Below are 17,895 nucleotides of genomic sequence, written 5' to 3'. Positions count from 1 at the left end.
ATTTTCTGATTCCCTAATTAGCAGAGTATCTCAATTCTCATGAGCGTTTTGGAGATTTTAGTCTCTTGATGCCCTTGTACTTTTTTTGTCAAGTACATTTTATACCAATTAAGATGAGCTTACCCTGGCTCAACCCTAATTAAAAAAGTTAATAATTTTCCATATTCAGTAACTAAATCATCTACTGTAAATCCAGATTCAAAATAATTGCTGAAAGTATAGGAACGATTACGGTCAAGTAATGGTTTACGAGTCATTTCAGTTATCAGTTTTAAGGAAAAAGTAAGAAGGAAAAAGTAATGAAGTAAGAAACTTGAATATAGCTAATTATATGGTGGGGGAAGACGCAAAGAAACCCGGTTTCTTTAAGAAACCGAGTTTCTGGATTTGTTGTCAATATTTACCTTTTTTTCCTTTGAATCCTTTCTTATTTAATGCTTTATTAAAAGTTTTTTCATTCTCTTTAACCGACTGCCATAAATCAACAATTGGTTGTGGATAATCTACCCCTATTTTTACACCAAATCTATCTTGTTCAACAGGCAATAATTTCCAAGGTTCATGTACTTTAGCAGCAGGAACTTTATCTAATTCTGGCAACCAATGTTTAACATATCTTCCTTCCGGATCATAATCTTTTGCTTGTTTAGGAATATTAAAATAGCGAAAACCTCGCGCATCATTTCCGACTCCAGCAGTATAATTCCAATTTCCCCAATTACTACAAACATCATAATCTATTAGTAAATATTCAAACCATTCGGCTCCCATTTGCCAATTAATTCCTAAATTTTTAGTTAGAAAACTAGCAACATTTTGTCTACCACGATTTGACATAAAACCTGTAGTTAAAAGTTCGCGCATATTAGCATCTACTAGAGGAAATCCTGTTTTACCTGTTTGCCATTTTTGAAATTTTTCCCAATCTTCTTGCCAAGGAATATTTACACCTTGTAAACCAGATTTATAAAATATTTTATTCCCATGTTTTTGACAAATAAATCGGAAATAATCTCGCCACATTAATTCAAATATTAACCAATAAGTTGATTGATTTTTTACTCTTTGATATTCATATTCTTGAACTTGTTCATAAATATAACGAGGTGACAAACATCCTAATGCTAACCAAGGGGAAAATTTAGAAGAATAATTTGCACCTAACATTCCATTTCTGGTTTCTTTATAAACTTTCAAACAGTCTTCTTCCCAAAAGTAATTTTTGAGTCTTTCTTTACCAGCAGTTTCTCCACCTTGAAATTCTAAAAAACCCCGTGAATCTGATGGTGGTATTTCTAGGTTTAAATCAGATAATGTAGGCAATTTTCCCACATCAATTTCTGTTGGCAAAGATGGTAATTTTTCAGGAATTAAGAATGTAGGATTTACACTAGAATTTTTCTCTACATCTTTACGAAAACTGGTAAATACTTCTGGTAATTGTTGAATTTCAAAAGGTAAATTATTGGGATGATAAAGTGTATGACCCCAAAAGAATTGAAATTTAACTCCAATTTTTTTTAATGCTTGATGAACTAATCTTTCTACTTTAATTTCTTCGGCAGTAACTTCTCGATGAAAAAATACTGATTGAGCAGATAATTGTTGAGCTAGTCTAGGAATTACTATTTCTGGTTTCTCTGGAAAAATAACTAAATTACTACCTAATTTTTGCAGATTGTTACGCAAATCAACAATACTTTCTAGTAAAAATTTAGCTCTAAATATACCTGTTTTGGGAAAGCCAAAACTTGTTTGATTAAATTGTCTTGGGTCTAAGCAATAAACGGGAATAATTTGAGCATTAGTTTTGAGTGCTTTATATAGTGCTTCATGGTCATGGATGCGTAAATCGTTACGATACCATAATATTATTGTTTCTTGAGTCATGTTAATAATTAATAATTAATAATTAATAATGGATAATGAAATAATATTTCTGTACTTGATTCAATTCCCTAACGGTTTTAACAAGAGAATCATTAATTATACATAGTAGGGGCGGGTTTTATAGGTAACTTTCATGGTTACTCTAGGATTTATATAAACCCGCCCTCATGCAATTAATAATTAATAATTAATAATTAATAATTAATAATGGATAATGGATAATGAAATAATATTTCTGTACTTGATTCAATTCCCTCACAGTTTTAACAACAGATAATTATTAATTATCCATAGTAGGGGCGGGTTTTATAGGTAACTTTCATGGTTGCTCTAGGATTTATATAAACCCACCCTCATGAAATTAATGAGGTAACTTTCATGGTTACTCTAGGATTTATATAAACCCGCCCTCATGCAATTAATAATTAATAAAAAACCTAACCCCCCAACCCCCTTCCCAGAAGCGCGTTGGGGGAGAAATACTCCCCTCTCCTTGCAGGAGAGGGGTTGGGGGATAGGTCTTTGCTGGTGGAAAAACCAAAATTTTACTTCTTACTTCTTACTTCTTCCTTCTTCCTTCTAATTATTCATAAATTCCAAATAAGAATTACTCAATTCTTTTACTGCTAACTCATAAAATTGCTCACCATGTTCGGGTGTTGCCAATGCAGGGTTAGAACCCATACGACCATCGGGATATCGGCGACGAAAATCAGCAGCACTATATATTGAATATCCACTAGCAACATTTTCTGAAAGTGGCGCTTGTTTAATTGCTTCTGGGTAAACATACTGAGTTAAAGCTACTTCGCTAGGTGTAGCATGATAACCCTCTTGATCGCCATATAACTCTTTGGCTAATTTGTAAACTGAGCTGCACATAAACCAATTTCCCACTTTGCACTGAACCTGGTCTGCATTAGCAATGTTTAAATCAGCTAAATGAGCATAAGTTTCTGAGAAGGCAGCTTTCAGAGTAGCAATATTACCTCCATGACCATTAATAAAGAAAAATTTGGTAAATCCTGCTCTAGCTAAACTAACTATATAGTCACGAATTACTTGAATCATTGTACTAGGACGCAGACTAATAGTACCTGGGAAACCTGTATGATGCAAAGCCATTCCCACATTAATTGTCGGTCCTACTAATGCTTGTACTGTTTCTCCTACTCCCTTAGAGATGACTTCTGCACAAATAGCATCTGTTCCAATTAATCCTGTAGGTCCATGCTGTTCAGTAGAACCAATTGGTAGGATAATTCCTTGATATTGATTTAGATAAGCTTCGACTTCCGACCAGGTACTTAAATGTAGTAACATATCTAACTTTTTTATAATTTTTATCTTAACTATAAGTAAAAAATTTAATCTTAACAGAATTCATCAAAATAATTTGGTCTTGCCACCCTGCTTTAATTGGCAAAACGTTTTTGGAGCGTTGCTGAAATCCCTGTGACAAAAACAAATTCTGACTTCTGACTTCGTTAAGTATAGATACTATAACCATCCTATTTTATTTGTGGATAAAAGTCCTACTACTTTTAGGGAACAGGGAACCGTACCGTGTACGTTCTCTATAATTCCTTCCCACTCTTGACTTTCCCTGCACAGGAGGGGTTAGAAGTGGATTGACTCCCTACTCCCTACTCTCTATAACTTTTATAGATTTGTAGTGTTTAGAGCTTAAAAATGGTCAAGCCATGCTTTAATTAAGTTAAAAGATTTAATATACTATAAATATTGTTCAATCTAGAGATTTGTTATAATAGTTGATTTATTTTAGATTTTAACCTTTTCATAAACTAAACTTAACTTTTTATTAACCAGTTAGTCTTAATATAAGAGCATGAAACTTTTGTATCCAAAATAACAATGCAATATGAAAGTAGGCAATGGTTACTAAAACTAATACCTGTCTCTAGAAAGGAGAAAAAACTAGACAACAGAAAAGATTCCGCTAGTTCTATAGTTGCTCTAGTGATACTTCATAGTCAGAATGCGTTGTATCGATGGGAGAAAAACCCAGTGCTTTTGGCAGTCGGATGGTTCAGAATTAATTCAGTTAATTTAGCTACACAATTAACAATTGCCTAATTCCTCGGTAAGGCAAAACTAATAATTCAACATCAAACTTATTAAAAGCAACATTTTATGTTTTCCCAAGAACTAAGCGAACTTCCTTGCAAGTCTGCCGTCAGAACAAATAGCAAGATTTTATTATTAGAGACTGAAGAGTTGTTTCGGGATATGTTAACTCTTGCTTTAGAAGAGCAAGATTATGAAGTGGTTATTGCTCCAGACGTCCGTAGTGTTATTCCCTATCTGGAAAATTCTTTATTAGCTAAACCTAGACAATCTTTTAACCTACTAATTCTTGACTCTACTAATGGTTTAGATATATGTCGGATGTTAAGACATCAAGGTAATTTAATACCAATAATGATTCTCGGGGCAAAAGGTAGTGCTAATAATTGTGCTTTTTATTTAGAAGCTGGAGCTGATGATTATGTGACTAAACCTTTTGGGATGCGAGAGTTTATGGCTCGTTGCTATGCTCTAATGCGTCGTCAAAATTTAGGTAAATCACCCCAACCAGTTATGCTTCAGTATAAAGAGATAATACTTTATCCGGAGGAATGTCGAGTAACGGTTAGAGGTGAAGATGTGAAACTTTCTCCTAAACAATTTCGTCTATTGGAATTATTTATGAGTTATCCACGGAGAGTTTGGTCTCGTGAACAATTATTGGAACAAGTTTGGGGACCAGATTTTATTGGGGATAGTAAAACTGTTGATGTGCATATTCGTTGGTTACGGGAGAAACTAGAGATAAATCCTAGTAAGTGTGAGTATGTAATTACTGTGAGAGGTTTTGGATATAGATTTGGGTGAAGGAAGGAAGAAGGAAGAAGGAAGAAGGAAGAAGGAAGAAGGAAGAAGGAAGAAGGAGGAAGAGTTTAGGTATTTTTGAAGGAAGAAATAGGTATTTTTGAAGGAAGAAATAAGAAAAAAGAATTTAATTTCTTTTATTGTTCCCTACTACTACTTAGACATCTTCAAAAATCAAAAATAAAATTAATTATTATCCTGAAACTATCAATTATTTCTTCCTTTTACCTATTCCTTGTTCCCTATTCCCTACTACTTAGACATCTTCAAAAATCTCAAAATAGAATCAATTATTTCTTCCTATTTCCTATTCCCTATCCCCTGTTCCCTGTTCCCTGTTCCCTATTCCCTTATTTACTAAATAAACTTAACTGAACATCAGAATTTTCTGCTGATAAATCTCCTGTTATTGCTAATAATTTAGCAGCAGCTTCTAACATTTCTTCTTGAATATCTTGAATATCTTCCCGATTTTCTAAGTAAGTTTTTAATGCTTCTAGAGGGTCAATACTATTATCTGTTGATAATTCAGGTAAACGAGGTCTGGCTAACTGACTAACTAATTCTGGTTGAATAGTATAAGTATGTGCTTGACTTAAAGCTTGATGTAAAACCCCATTATCAATCATATCTAATTGTTCGGAACGTAATTGATAAATTAATCTCACTACTGCATTTTCTATTTGATATTTACTAATATCTTTTAATAACTCAGTTTGTGGATTTTCTGCTTCTGAGACATTAACTTTAATAGTCTGAAAACCTCGAACTGGTAGAGAACAAAATTCCCATTTAACCTGACCTTTTTCTAATTCAATTAAAACAAAACCCTTCTCTTCTTTCTCCTCGCTGAAGTCAACTCTTTCAATACTTCCCGGATAAATAATTGGTGGATTATTAGACTTATTCAAATTTTGATGTTTGTGAACATGACCTAAAGCAACATAATCAAAACAAGGTCGATTTAACAGAGAAACAGGAATATTAAAACCTTTGCCAACTGCTAAAAAACGTTCTGCTCCTAAACTCGCCTTATCTGCCATTAAATGACCTAAAAGTACAGTCGGTATTTCTGGATTTAATTTCCTAATTTCTGATTCTAATACTATTCGCAATTTTTCAATTAATGACTCATTTACCTGACTCATAGATTTACCTTCAGTCTCTGATTTTGTCATTAAATTAGAAGCAGTTAACCAAGGCAAAGTAATAATTTGAATAGCCCCATTTTGAGTATAAACTTTATGAGTTTCTAAGCGATCGCCTACCACAACTCCAGGTACTCCTAAAGTTCGATAAATACCTAAACTCGCACCTCCTTGACCTTGAGAATGTTGGTCGTGATTTCCTACTAATAATACTGTAGGAATTTGAGCATCTACTAAACGACGTAATTGAGCAGAAAAAGCTTGTTTAATGTATGGTGCTGGAGTGGCATCTGGGAAAGCATCTCCACCGAATAAAACTAAGTCAACTGGTTCGGAAATTGCTTTATCTATACAAAGTTTGAGACTAGAAATAAAGTCTTCGAGGCGAGTGTTTAAACCTGTTTCTGGATTGATACGTCCGTGGGAAAAACCACTGCCAATATGTATGTCTGAAAGATGGAGAATTTTAATCATTTTTTTATTAGGGAGTAGGTAAAGCAACACACGGATTTTTGCCACGGACATACGGATTAAGGTTTTAAAAAATCGGAAATTGCTGTAGAATTTGAAAATTCAAAGTAAAGTTGGAAAATTTAGACTTTTCTTCTTACTTCTTACTTCTTACTTTGTTTTAAATTTCAGGTAATACAGATTTACGCCAATTTATGGCGTCTTGTATTAATCTTGGTCGTATTCTGATAAAACTAATGTCAACGGGAAGTTCTTCTTCTAATTGTGTAACTGTTTGAGCAGCAAAAGGTGAAATATCGGTGATTTTTGATAGTTTTTTCTGAGTACACTCATTTTGTATTTCTAAGTCTGGCTCATTATCGTCACAATCAGGTAAATCTTCAACAACAAGATGAATATCTAAAGCGGATTTTAACTTCTTTTTAACCTCAGATTTTGGTAGTGCTAATATTAATTTTTTAGCCTTTTTCAATTGTCTTTTATATTCAGGATAGTTATTAAAAGTCGAAGCATTTTCTGCGTAATATAATGCTTGGGCTGCTAAATTTTCTGGTGTCTCTTGTTGAACCAAGATATTAGGTTTAATAGATGTAGTAAAAGGAATAGTAATTATTGAATTTTTAGTATGTATGAGAATTTGTAATGTAGATACAGCTAATACTATTTTACTAATCATAATTTAGTGAATTAATGGTTAGAAATAAATCATAAGGTTTGATTTGAATTGATGACTAATTCATCTGTTGTACAACAGTTTTTCGAGTTTCGATAAACTGTCTAGGTAGCTCTAATTATCTACTAAGTTGACTATTAATGAAACTGTTGTACAATAGTTTTTAGATTTTAGATAAAGTGCTAGGATGGCGATCGCCTGACAAGAAGTTGATGATTATAGGACTTACGCAGAGACGCTATATGTAGCGTCTAAAACTATTGCGCAATAGTTTTTTAACTCTATAAATAGTACCTTTCCGTAATTTCTGTATTAATGAAACTGTTGTGTAATAGTAGCTGAAACCCCCTATTAACGAAACCCTTCTGCAGAATGCTTCGGTGTGTTAGGGAAGCATAACACACCCTACTGGATTGTTTCGCCTAAAATAGTGCATTAGTAAGACGCCGTAGGGGCGGGTTTCACCGTAGGGACGTTGCATAAGGGCGTCCCTACAACGAGTTTTCTATAGCTCGTTAGATCAACCCGCCCCCAGTGATATAAGTATAAGCCACCGTCTCAGGGGCGGGTTTGTATAAATATTAGAGTAGTATCAAAATTGCCGCATAAACCCGCCCCTACCATATGCACTATTTTAGATGAAACAGTCCACTACCAGTGTGTCAAGCTTAAAATGGTAGAATAGATTTTTGATGTCAAGCTTTGAAAAATCAGCCTTTTAGGATTTTCCTAAAACACTATTTCAAGCTTGACGCGTCACTACTAAACTCTTCTAGATAACTAACTTTTTCCTGATCAAAAATAAAAGCTCAAAGTAAAGTTGAAAAAGTCTTTACTTTTTTTGTTCTCTCCTAGATAACTAAAGCCTTCCTCCTTTTTCCTGGGAAAAGATAAAAGTTAAAAGTAAACTTGAAAAAGCTTTTACTTCTTCCTGATTACTTCCTCCTTTTTCCAGAGAAAAGTAAAAGCTCAAAGTAAAGTTGAAAAAGCCTTTCCTTCTTCCTTATTCCTTGTTCCTTCTTTTACAAAGATTCTGGTTCTTGACCAGAAACAACAGGGGCAGTATTATTCAATTTTAACTCTGAATGTTCAGATTCTACCTGTTGACAATTCCATTCATTTCTAAATAACAAAACAGGTCTTCCCCAGCTATCTTTTACCGCTACAGTATTAAATAATCTACCCACTTTTTCCAGTATTTCCCAACCACCATCTACCCAACGTGCCACACTAAAAGGTAACATTTCTAATCTAGTTTCTACTCCATATTCATTCTGCAATCTAAACTGAACAACTTCCATTTGTAATTGCCCAACAGCAGCCAAAATAGGGTCTCTTTTTGTCTCATCTGCTGAGTACATAATTTGCACCGCCCCCTCTTCTCTTAATTCATTAACTCCTTTACGAAATTGTTTAAATTTAGAAGGATTAGGATTTCTTAAATAAGCAAATATTTCTGGTGAAAAACAAGGGATACCTTCATACTCTAATTTCTTACCATTATAAATAGTATCTCCTATGGCAAAAACTCCAGGATTATTTAAACCAATTATGTCACCAGGATAGGCATCATCAATAGATTCTCTGTCTTGAGCAAATAACTTTTGCGGACGAGATAATCGTACTGTTTTACCTGTTCTAGCATGACTAACTGTCATGTCTTTTTCAAATTTTCCTGTGCAAACTCTGATAAAAGCCACTCTATCTCGATGTTTTGGATCCATATTAGCTTGCAATTTAAACACAAATCCAGTGAAGTTTTCATAAGTAGGAGAAATTTCCCCAACTGTACTTTTATGAGTACCTGGTTTTAGAGCATATTCTAAGAAAGCATCTAAGAATAATTGCACCCCAAAATTAGTCATAGCACTACCAAAAAATACAGGTGTCATTTCTCCATTATGTATCTTTTCCAAATCTAACTCTTCACCTAATTCATCTAACAATTCTATATCTTCTTTGAGTTGATAATAAAGGTCTTCTTCTAATAGTTCTTCTATTTGAGGATCACCTAAATTTACTACTGTATTTGTTGCTGTTTTACTCCCATGAATACTTCTTTCAAATAAGTGAATTTGTTTTTTTCTTCTATCAAATACTCCTTTAAAGCGATCGCCCATACCTATCGGCCAATTTACAGGATAGGTTTTTAAACCTAATTCCTGTTCAATTTCATCTAATAATTCTAAAGGTTCTCTCCCTGGTCTATCCATTTTATTTATAAAGGTAAAAATGGGTAATTTTCGCATTTTACAAACTTCAAATAATTTGCGAGTTTGAGGTTCTAAACCTTTAGCTGCATCTTCTAACATTACAGCATTATCTGCTGCTGCTAATGTTCTATATGTATCTTCACTAAAATCTTGGTGACCGGGAGTATCTAGGAGGTTTATTTGACAGTTTTGATACTCAAATTGGAGAACTGTAGAAGTAATAGAAATACCTCTTTGTTGTTCCATTTCCATCCAGTCGGAGGTGGCATGACGTTGCGCTCTTTTGGCTTTTACTGCTCCAGCTTCTTGAATAGCACCTCCGTACAATAATAGTTTTTCTGTAAGGGTAGTTTTACCAGCATCAGGGTGAGAAATAATTGCAAAATTACGTCGTTTATCTACTGCTGTTTGCAATTCTGTTTCTATTTCAATGGACATAAGTTAACTTAACTTCTAGAATTTATAACAATTTATCATATTATACATTTATCTATAGCAATCCTATTTGATTCCTGTTAAAAATTTAGTTGCTTTTCAGGAATAGGGAACGGGGAACAGGTATGGAGGGAACAGGTAATAGTTTCATAAGAAGCATTCAGCTATTAGCTGTTAGATATCAGCAATAAAGCCTGGGTTAGTGTCGCAAGATATTGCCATCAATTAATAATACTAATACTGTTATCTAAAACTAGGAACAATAGCTGTTTTCGGCTCCTAGATAGGAGATTACCTGATGGCTTATAGCTGACTGCTGAATGCTTACATAGTTTCAATCATGTGTTCTAGTTAAGGATTTTTTTGTTCCCTAAAAGTTTTTGAATTTTGTACCTCACAAGTATAATAATTGCTATACTAATAGATACATAAAAATAAAATCAATACTTTGACAATATGAAAAGTGCAAAATTATGCAAAACAAATAGTTGAAAATTTGAAGTTTGATAGTAAGCAGTCAGTTATTAGCAATAAAAACCTCAAGCTTAAGGAGAATATTTAAACGAATATAGACCTAAAAACTGGCTTTTGTAGTGATTTCATTTGTAAGCATTCAGCAAGAAAAAAATCAATCCTAATGAGGAAATTTAAACGAATATAGACTGAAAAGCTGAATTTTGTAGTCAGAAAAATTTCTGATTTTTCGGGAACCGTATCATCAAGCTTTTATATCAAACTAAAAGGAATAGCTGACTGCTGAATGCTGACTTTCATTTGATAATAAAAAAGTTTTGATGGCTTACTAAAAACACTCTTCTGATAGCTAATAGCTGACTGCTGAATGCTGACTTTTTATAATGTCTATTAACAAAATAAAAGCCTATGAATTTTTTATCAAAAATTTGGAGTACAGGAAATTTTATTCCTCACGGACATTGTTATCTTTGGCAACCTGAATTAGTATGGCTACATATATTGTCAGACTCATTAATTGCATTAGCTTACTTTTCAATTCCTATTGCCTTAATTTATTTCATTAATCAGCGAAAAGATTTACCTTATCCAGAAATATTTGTATTGTTTAGTGCATTTATTATTGCTTGTGGATTGACTCATTTAATGGAAGTTTGGACTCTCTGGTATCCTATCTATTGGTTATCAGGTTTAATTAAAGGAATTACAGCAATAATATCTTTATTGACAGCCGGAAATTTAATACCATTAATTCCTAAATTATTAGCACTTTCCAGTCCTGCACAACTAAAAGAAATTAACGAGAAGTTAAAAGCAGAAATTGTAGAACGTCAACAAATACAAACAGCTTTACAAGAATCAGAAAAACGTTTAGGTGGAATTTTAGAAATTGCTAAAGATGCTATTATTTCGGTGGATGAAAATCAAAATATTTCTATGTTTAATCAAGGAGCAGAAAGAATATTTGGATATCAAGTAAATGAAGTTTTAGGAAAGTCATTAAATTTGCTATTACCAGAAAGATACAAAACAAATCATCAACACTATCTACGTCAATTTAGTAGTGGAACTGTAGTTTCCCGTCCTATGGCGAGTCGTCACCAAGCTTGGGGGTTGCGGAAAGATGGTACTCAATTTCCCATAGCATCTTCTATTTCTAAATTAGAGTTAAAGAATGAAACTATATTAACTGCAATTATTAGCGATATTACTGAAGAAGTAGAAGCAGAAAACAAATTAAAAAATGCTCTCCAAAAATTGAACTTTCATGTAGAAAATACTCCACTAGGAGTAATTGAATGGAATAGTGAATTTAAAGTACAACGTTGGTCACAACAAGCAGAAAAAATCTTTGGTTGGCAAGCAGAAGAAATATTAGGTATTCATGCAAATGATTGGGAATTTATATACCCTGAAGATTTAGAAAAAGTTAACAGTATAATGCAGCAACTCCGACAAGGAAATGTACCTAGAAATATTTCCTATAATCGTAACTATACCAAAGAAGGAAAAGTAATAAATTGTGAATGGTATAACTCGGCTTTTTTCGACGAAAAAAGTAATTTAATTTCGATATTATCTCTAGTTTTAGATGTGACAGACTGGGTACAAGCACAATTAGAACTACAATTATCTGAACAAAAACTGCAATTAATTATTAATAATATTCCTCAATCAATATTTTGGAAAAATAAAGACTTAGTATATCAGGGATGTAATTATAGTTTTGCGAATAAAGCTGGTTTTAAATCACCAGCAGAAATAGTTGGTAAAAATGATTATGATTTACCCGGAAATCAAGAATATTTTGAACATTATCGCAGAATAGATCGTGAAGTTATAGAATCTAATACTCCTAGATATCAAATAATAGAACCTCAATTAACTACTCAAGGTCAACAAAGATGGTTACAAACAAGTAAAGTTCCTATTCATAATCAAAATGGTGAAGTAATTGGTATTCTTGGCAGTTATGAAGATATTACTGAACGTATTGCAGCACAGGAAAAATTAGACCAGCAACAAAAAACTTTAAGAGCAATTCTTGATAATTCACCTATTTGGATTTGGATGACTAATGTTGATGGTAAAGTTCAGTTTGTTAACAAGACATTCTGTGAAAATCTTGGCATTCCTGAGTCAAGATTTTTGGAAGTTGAAAAATATTATCAACTTTTTCCACACAAAGAAGCGGAAATTTTTCAGAAATATGATGCTGGTTGTTGGAGGTATAATTTACCATGTCGCAGTGAAGAAATTTTTACTTTTATAGATGGCAAAGAGCATAATATAGAATTAATTAAAGTCAAAATTAAAGATGATGATAATAAAGTTATTGGTTTAATGTATTTAGGATTAGATATTACAGAAAGTAAGCAAGCTCAACAACAACTTCAAGCATCAGAGGCTCAATTTCGACTAATTGCTCGTTATGAAGAATTACTTAATCATTTGGCAATTCAAATTCGTCATTCTCTTGATATTGATACAATTTTAGCTACTACAGTTTATGAAGTTCGGACTATCTTAAAAATAGATCGTTGTCATTTTATTTGGCATCGTTTAACTGATAGTCTAAATACTGAAAAAACTAATAATAATAATCTCAATATTTGGGAAATTGTTAATGAGTCAAAAGCAGAATTTTTACCTAGCTTAGTTGGTGAATATACTAAAGAACAGGTAGGGTCTTGGGCTTTAAAATTTTTGCAATTAGAAATTATTCAGGTAGATGATATTAGTCTAGTTAATGATAGAAAAATGCAAGATTTTATAGGTAGTTTTGGTATAATTTCTTTGGTGTCTATACCAATTAAAACTCAGTCAGGCAAAATAGGAATTTTATTTTGTGCTAATCATACCTCTGTTCATAAATGGGATGATAGAGAAGTAAAACTTTTAAAAGCAGTAACAGATCAATTAGCGATCGCTATTGACCAAGCTGAACTATATCATAAAAGTCGTGAAACTGCTTTTCAAGCTAAAGCAAGAGCTATGGAATTATCTGAAGCTTTGCAGAAACTCCAACAAGCTCAAACACAACTTATTCAAACTGAAAAAATGTCTTCTTTAGGACAAATGGTTGCTGGTATTGCCCATGAAATTAATAATCCTATTAACTTTATTTCTGGTAATATTACTTATCTTAATCAGTATACGGAAGACTTACTTAATTTAATTCATCTTTATCAGGAAAATTATCCTCATCCACCTACAGTTATTCAAGAGGAAATAGAAAGTATAGAATTAGAGTTTTTGATTGAAGATTTACCGAAAACTTTAAATTCTATGAAAATAGGAACGAAGCGTATTGTTGATATAGTTTTATCTTTAAGAAATTTCTCTCGTTTAGATGAGTCTGAAGTAAAATCTGTAGATATCCATGAAGGAATAGAAAGCACTCTTCTCATCTTACAAAATAAACTCAAACAGAAACTCAAGGAAAAAGAAATTCAAGTAATTAAAAATTATAATTGTTTACCTAAAGTAGAATGTTACGTTAGTCAGATAAATCAAGTATTTATGAATATTATTTCTAATGCTATTGACGCTTTAGCAGAAAAACGAAGTAAAAATTTCTACCCCACTGAGACCAATCAAAGTTCTAATATTTCAGAAGATTTGCCTATTATTACAATTAGTACAAAAGTTATATCATCTGAACAAGTTAGAATTATAATTGCAGATAATGGTATGGGGATGACAGAAACAGTTCGTAAAAAAATATTTGACCCCTTTTTTACTACGAAACCTATCGGTACTGGTACTGGTTTAGGATTATCTATTAGTTATCAAATTATTGTGGAAAAACATCAAGGTAAATTAAATTGTATTTCTACAGTAGGACAAGGAACTAAATTTATTATTGAAATTCCTATTCTCCAAAAAACCTTAAATAATTAATAATTAATAATAAAAAAAATCTTTAATTAGGGCTGGCTGAATAAATCTAAAAGCATTGAAATACTAATGGTTTTAGCAACTTGTTTGTTGGAAAAAAGTACCATATTTTAGATCGAAAAGGTGAAAAAAGTTAGAGTAAAAGGCTCCGTAGGGCAGAAAAATTATCTCTTAATTTTTCCAATTAATTCTTCTATAGCTCCGATGACTCCTGACTATTAACTACTCCCTACAGCTATAATGATTATTGTATAATTGAAAAATATAGATATATATTTGTAAGCATTCGGCTATTAGCAGTCAGCTTTCAGCTTTTCCTGGATTATTCTGCGCCAAAAAATACATGAAAGTAATAACTTACTAAATTTAGTTGACGATCTTTTTCGTATTGGACTTTTAATTCTCCTTGAAGACTAATTCCTCTTCTAGCTGATAGCTAATAACTGATAGCTGAATGGTTACTCTAGTTTAAATCAGGAGGAAAATTTCATGGATACTGGCAAAAGAAAAATTCTCTCAGCTTTATGCCACGGAGCAATTTTTTTTAGTGTAACTATTATGTCTGTAGGTGTACCAATAGCTATCCTATTTATAACTGAAGACTCTGTTATAAAGGATAATGCTAAAGAATCTCTAAACTTTCACATTAATATTTATATCTACGGTATTATATTTGGTGCATTAACTTGGCTTTTAATTGGCTTTCCTTTATTAATTTTGCTAGGAATTGTTAATTTTGTTATGCCAATTATTGCTATTCTAAATGTAACGAGTAATCCGGATAAATCTTACCGTTATCCATTTATTTTTCGCTTAGTTTAGTGACTTTTTTTGAATTAATACTTAGCAAATACCATTTCACTAAATTTAAAAGTTATCCCTGAAGATTTTATAGGCTTATTTTTTTTGAAAGTAACAGTAATTTCAGCAAATTATTTAACGATCAAAAAATAAGTTCTCCCTACCTTTTTCCAGGGAATGAAAAAAATAAACTTCAGTATTTAAAGCCTTTTACTTCAGACTTGAGGTACTGATAACTAATAACTGAATTGGTATAAGATTAAGCAACATTGGTTTTGTCTACTGCAAAACCAATCTGCTATATTTTGGTATATTTCTAACGCAGTTCAGGTATTTTATTACTATTAGAAGAAGCACTATTTTCTCTAGCATTAATCTTTTGATTAAGCTCGCGAATACGACGAGACAATAGACGAATAATATTAATAGCAATTTCTGGTGTTTCATCAATTGCATCATAAAGCTGCATTTGAGTTAACATTAAACATTCACAATTTTCTAAAGTAGTAACAGAAGCAGAACGAGGTTCAGCATCAAACAAAGACATTTCACCAAAACAAGCTCCTTGTTGTAACCTTGCTAACTCACGGTGTTCTAAATGAACTTTAACTCTACCAGATACTACAACATAAAGAGACCTTCCCTCTTTTCCTTCAGTAAAAATAGTATGGTTAGTAGGGAAAGATAATTCGTCCATTACAGAAGCTAAACGTACTAGAAAATCATCTCTTAATTCTCTAAAAATTGGCACTGCTCTGATAAATAAAAGACGTTCTACACTTGTAAGCATAATTTTGACACCTTTATCCTTAATAAATAAACAAATTTAATAATCACCTTGAATCAGCAAATTGTAATAGTTAATAATATTGTCAGAGCTATAAGCTCTCAGCTATTGGTTTTAGTCCCTGATAAAAGCTTTATTAATTGAGTCATAAAAATCTTACTACAAAAGCAAGTTCACTTGAAATTATGTCCTTAAATACAAGATATCTTTGCTGATAGCTGACTGCTGATAGCTGAATGCTTAGATAATATTTTAGGTGATAAAGATAGCTAATTTAACTTCTTTAGCTTACACCATCTTACTATAGCAATCAGGAATGAAATATAAAAACTCCTGCATGAACCAAGTTTAATATAATGATAATAACATTTATATTCTCTTTTCACAAATTACAACTGACTGCTATAGTTTTGACCAAATATCAGTTATCAGCTATCAGTTATCAGTGTTTATTTACATAATTTATCAAATATTTATCATCAGTGATAGAACTGGATATTTTCTCTGAACTATCCTTGAGACTCAAGTTTCATTAATGGATAATGGATCATGGATAATTACCTCTCCCTAAAAGTGAGAGGATTGGCTAAAAGGAAAAGATTTATTTTTTTCCCTTAAAAGAGGAGGCTTCAAGGCGCGAATTATTTAATTATTAATTATTTTGGCAAAAAAACCTTCAGCAATTTATCAGTTTATTTGAAAGATAAAATGCAATTTCTAGATGAATAATACATATATCATTTATCAGACTCCAGCGTAAAAAAAAATCATTAATTTATCAGTTTATTTAAAAGATTAAAATGGAATTTATAGATGAACAATATACAGTAATTACTAATAAGTCGTTAGTGGTTAATGAAAAATTTGGTAGTGCTGATGTCTACGGACAAAATGCTAAATCAATTTGATTAGGGAGTAATTTTTGAGAAAATATTCATTAATTTATCAGTTTATTTAAAAAGATTAAAATGGAATTTATAGATGAACAATATACAGTAATTACTAATAATTCATTAGTGGTTAGTGAAAAATTTGGTAGTGCTGATGTTTACGGACAAAATGCTAAATCAATTTTAAATAAAGCCACTGGTTTTATTAAAGCTTATGACTTTACTTTGAATCCTTATCGAGGTTGTCAATATGGTTGTACTTATTGTTATGCTGCTGCTTTTAGTCCTAATGAAAAAATGCAAAATGACTGGGGAAAATGGGTTTTAATTAAGGAAAATGCTGTGGAAGTTTTAGAGAAAGAGTTAATAAAATGGCAGAAGAGAAATTCTGATAAATTACCTAGTATTTATATGAGTAGTGTTACCGATCCTTATCAACCAATAGAGTCAAAAACTCAATTAACTCGGAGATTATTGGAGGTAATGTTGGAGTATAAACCAATTTTAGTTATTCAAACTCGTAGTCCGATGATAACTAGAGATATTGATATTTTACAGCGGTTTAAAAATCTCCGAATTAATATGAGTATTCCGACGGGTAGTGAGTCAGTCAGAAAAGATTTTGAACCTCAAACACCTAGTATTAGAGCTAGACTGAATGCGATGAAAAAATTTAAGACTAAAATTAATGATTTAACTGGTTATTTGCCTAAGCTTTCTATTACTATTACTCCTTTATTGCCGACTTTATTAGAAGAACAAGAAAGTTTCATTAGAGAGTTAAATTTTGTCGATAGAGTTGTTATTCAAAATTTTCATGCTAGTCATAAGCGATCGCTTATAGCTAGCACTCGTGATACAGCGATAGATATGAAAAAAAAGTACGAGTGGTGGTACAATAATGAAGTTAAAAGTTATCAACTGTTTAAAAATAAGTTGATAAAAATTATGAGGAATGTTGAAATTAAGGAAGGTCAAGCTGGGTTTACTTATGAGTAATTAAAGAAGCATTCAGCTATTAGCTTTCGGCTATCAGCAATAAATTCTGTTTCTATTTATGTAAGTTCTAAATAATTTTAGCGAAAATTTTATGAGTAATAAAATCACATTTTTTTAGCGCTCTATCAATTTTTTTTACCGGAAATTCCGAAATAATTCTCTGGCAAGTCAAATACTAAAATCTCTAGAATATTTGGCGTTTAATCTAAGTTAGATGTTTGAGAGAGGTTATATCAAGATCGTCTCAAGTTTCCGGAATTTTTAAATGACAGATAATAGAGAAATTAAGAATTTAATTACAGGGAAATTATCATCTAGGAAC

12 protein-coding genes are annotated in these 17,895 nt (G+C 31.9%); 5 read left to right on the top strand and 7 right to left on the bottom strand.

The window, feature by feature from the left end:
• Positions 1-119 precede the first annotated feature (119 nt).
• The 3 genes from VKJ25_RS06670 to VKJ25_RS06660 form a co-directional block, all read right to left on the bottom strand.
• A complete protein-coding gene (locus VKJ25_RS06670) occupies positions 120-257 on the bottom strand; it encodes a hypothetical protein (protein WP_324235846.1) in 138 nt (45 codons plus the stop codon).
• A 136-nt stretch (positions 258-393) separates the two neighbouring features.
• Positions 394-1,890, bottom strand: a complete 1,497-nt coding sequence (locus VKJ25_RS06665; RefSeq protein WP_324235845.1) for a DASH family cryptochrome — start codon at positions 1,888-1,890, stop codon at positions 394-396.
• A 579-nt stretch (positions 1,891-2,469) separates the two neighbouring features.
• On the bottom strand, positions 2,470-3,213 hold the full coding sequence (locus VKJ25_RS06660; protein ID WP_324235844.1) for a creatininase family protein: 744 nt from the start codon (positions 3,211-3,213) through the stop codon (positions 2,470-2,472).
• 552 nt (positions 3,214-3,765) lie between these two features.
• Here VKJ25_RS06660 and VKJ25_RS06655 point away from each other — a divergent pair.
• Together VKJ25_RS06655 and VKJ25_RS06650 are read left to right on the top strand one after the other, a co-directional pair.
• On the top strand, positions 3,766-3,987 hold the full coding sequence (locus VKJ25_RS06655; RefSeq protein WP_324235843.1) for a hypothetical protein: 222 nt from the start codon (positions 3,766-3,768) through the stop codon (positions 3,985-3,987).
• A 57-nt stretch (positions 3,988-4,044) separates the two neighbouring features.
• Positions 4,045-4,785: a response regulator transcription factor gene (locus VKJ25_RS06650; protein ID WP_324235842.1), complete on the top strand. Its 741-nt coding sequence runs from the start codon at positions 4,045-4,047 to the stop codon at positions 4,783-4,785.
• A 347-nt stretch (positions 4,786-5,132) separates the two neighbouring features.
• On the opposite strand, the gene VKJ25_RS06645 is transcribed toward VKJ25_RS06650, so the two are convergent.
• The 3 genes from VKJ25_RS06645 to prfC form a co-directional block, all read right to left on the bottom strand.
• A complete protein-coding gene (locus VKJ25_RS06645) occupies positions 5,133-6,404 on the bottom strand; it encodes an exonuclease SbcCD subunit D (protein ID WP_324235841.1) in 1,272 nt (423 codons plus the stop codon).
• Between the two features lie 157 nt (positions 6,405-6,561).
• The gene (locus tag VKJ25_RS06640; protein ID WP_324235840.1) at positions 6,562-7,077 is read right to left on the bottom strand and encodes a hypothetical protein; all 516 of its coding nucleotides are present in this window, start codon (positions 7,075-7,077) and stop codon (positions 6,562-6,564) included.
• Between the two features lie 1,019 nt (positions 7,078-8,096).
• Positions 8,097-9,725: a peptide chain release factor 3 gene (gene prfC, locus VKJ25_RS06635; RefSeq protein ID WP_324235839.1), complete on the bottom strand. Its 1,629-nt coding sequence runs from the start codon at positions 9,723-9,725 to the stop codon at positions 8,097-8,099.
• Positions 9,726-10,604: 879 nt separating this feature from the next.
• Between prfC and VKJ25_RS06630 the strand changes: the two genes are divergently transcribed.
• Complete coding sequence (locus VKJ25_RS06630; RefSeq protein ID WP_324235838.1) at positions 10,605-14,099, top strand: PAS domain S-box protein; 3,495 nt, start codon at positions 10,605-10,607, stop codon at positions 14,097-14,099.
• 486 nt (positions 14,100-14,585) lie between these two features.
• Positions 14,586-14,918 carry a DUF4870 domain-containing protein gene (locus tag VKJ25_RS06625; RefSeq protein ID WP_324235837.1) on the top strand — a complete coding sequence of 111 codons (333 nt, stop codon included), beginning with the start codon at positions 14,586-14,588 and terminating at the stop codon, positions 14,916-14,918.
• Between the two features lie 295 nt (positions 14,919-15,213).
• On the opposite strand, the gene VKJ25_RS06620 is transcribed toward VKJ25_RS06625, so the two are convergent.
• Positions 15,214-15,687, bottom strand: a complete 474-nt coding sequence (locus VKJ25_RS06620; protein WP_324235836.1) for a Crp/Fnr family transcriptional regulator — start codon at positions 15,685-15,687, stop codon at positions 15,214-15,216.
• A 965-nt stretch (positions 15,688-16,652) separates the two neighbouring features.
• Between VKJ25_RS06620 and VKJ25_RS06615 the strand changes: the two genes are divergently transcribed.
• A complete protein-coding gene (locus VKJ25_RS06615; RefSeq protein ID WP_324235835.1) occupies positions 16,653-17,573 on the top strand; it encodes an SPL family radical SAM protein in 921 nt (306 codons plus the stop codon).
• The last annotated feature ends 322 nt before the right edge of the window (positions 17,574-17,895 follow it).

Source organism: Okeania sp. (genome assembly GCF_035285525.1).
Classification (GTDB): domain Bacteria; phylum Cyanobacteriota; class Cyanobacteriia; order Cyanobacteriales; family Microcoleaceae; genus Trichodesmium.
Note: the sequence above shows the minus strand (reverse complement) of the source record. Positions and strands in the feature narration are given on the sequence as shown.

What these genes read in the sequence shown, in the direction of transcription:
- VKJ25_RS06670 (WP_324235846.1), bottom strand. Translation starts at nt 257, where the DNA reads ATGACTCGTAAACCATTACTTGACCGTAATCGTTCCTATACTTTCAGC.
- VKJ25_RS06665 (WP_324235845.1), bottom strand. Translation starts at nt 1,890, where the DNA reads ATGACTCAAGAAACAATAATATTATGGTATCGTAACGATTTACGCATC.
- VKJ25_RS06660 (WP_324235844.1), bottom strand. Translation starts at nt 3,213, where the DNA reads ATGTTACTACATTTAAGTACCTGGTCGGAAGTCGAAGCTTATCTAAAT.
- VKJ25_RS06655 (WP_324235843.1), top strand. Translation starts at nt 3,766, where the DNA reads ATGCAATATGAAAGTAGGCAATGGTTACTAAAACTAATACCTGTCTCT.
- VKJ25_RS06650 (WP_324235842.1), top strand. Translation starts at nt 4,045, where the DNA reads ATGTTTTCCCAAGAACTAAGCGAACTTCCTTGCAAGTCTGCCGTCAGA.
- VKJ25_RS06645 (WP_324235841.1), bottom strand. Translation starts at nt 6,404, where the DNA reads ATGATTAAAATTCTCCATCTTTCAGACATACATATTGGCAGTGGTTTT.
- VKJ25_RS06640 (WP_324235840.1), bottom strand. Translation starts at nt 7,077, where the DNA reads ATGATTAGTAAAATAGTATTAGCTGTATCTACATTACAAATTCTCATA.
- prfC (WP_324235839.1), bottom strand. Translation starts at nt 9,725, where the DNA reads ATGTCCATTGAAATAGAAACAGAATTGCAAACAGCAGTAGATAAACGA.
- VKJ25_RS06630 (WP_324235838.1), top strand. Translation starts at nt 10,605, where the DNA reads ATGAATTTTTTATCAAAAATTTGGAGTACAGGAAATTTTATTCCTCAC.
- VKJ25_RS06625 (WP_324235837.1), top strand. Translation starts at nt 14,586, where the DNA reads ATGGATACTGGCAAAAGAAAAATTCTCTCAGCTTTATGCCACGGAGCA.
- VKJ25_RS06620 (WP_324235836.1), bottom strand. Translation starts at nt 15,687, where the DNA reads ATGCTTACAAGTGTAGAACGTCTTTTATTTATCAGAGCAGTGCCAATT.
- VKJ25_RS06615 (WP_324235835.1), top strand. Translation starts at nt 16,653, where the DNA reads ATGGAATTTATAGATGAACAATATACAGTAATTACTAATAATTCATTA.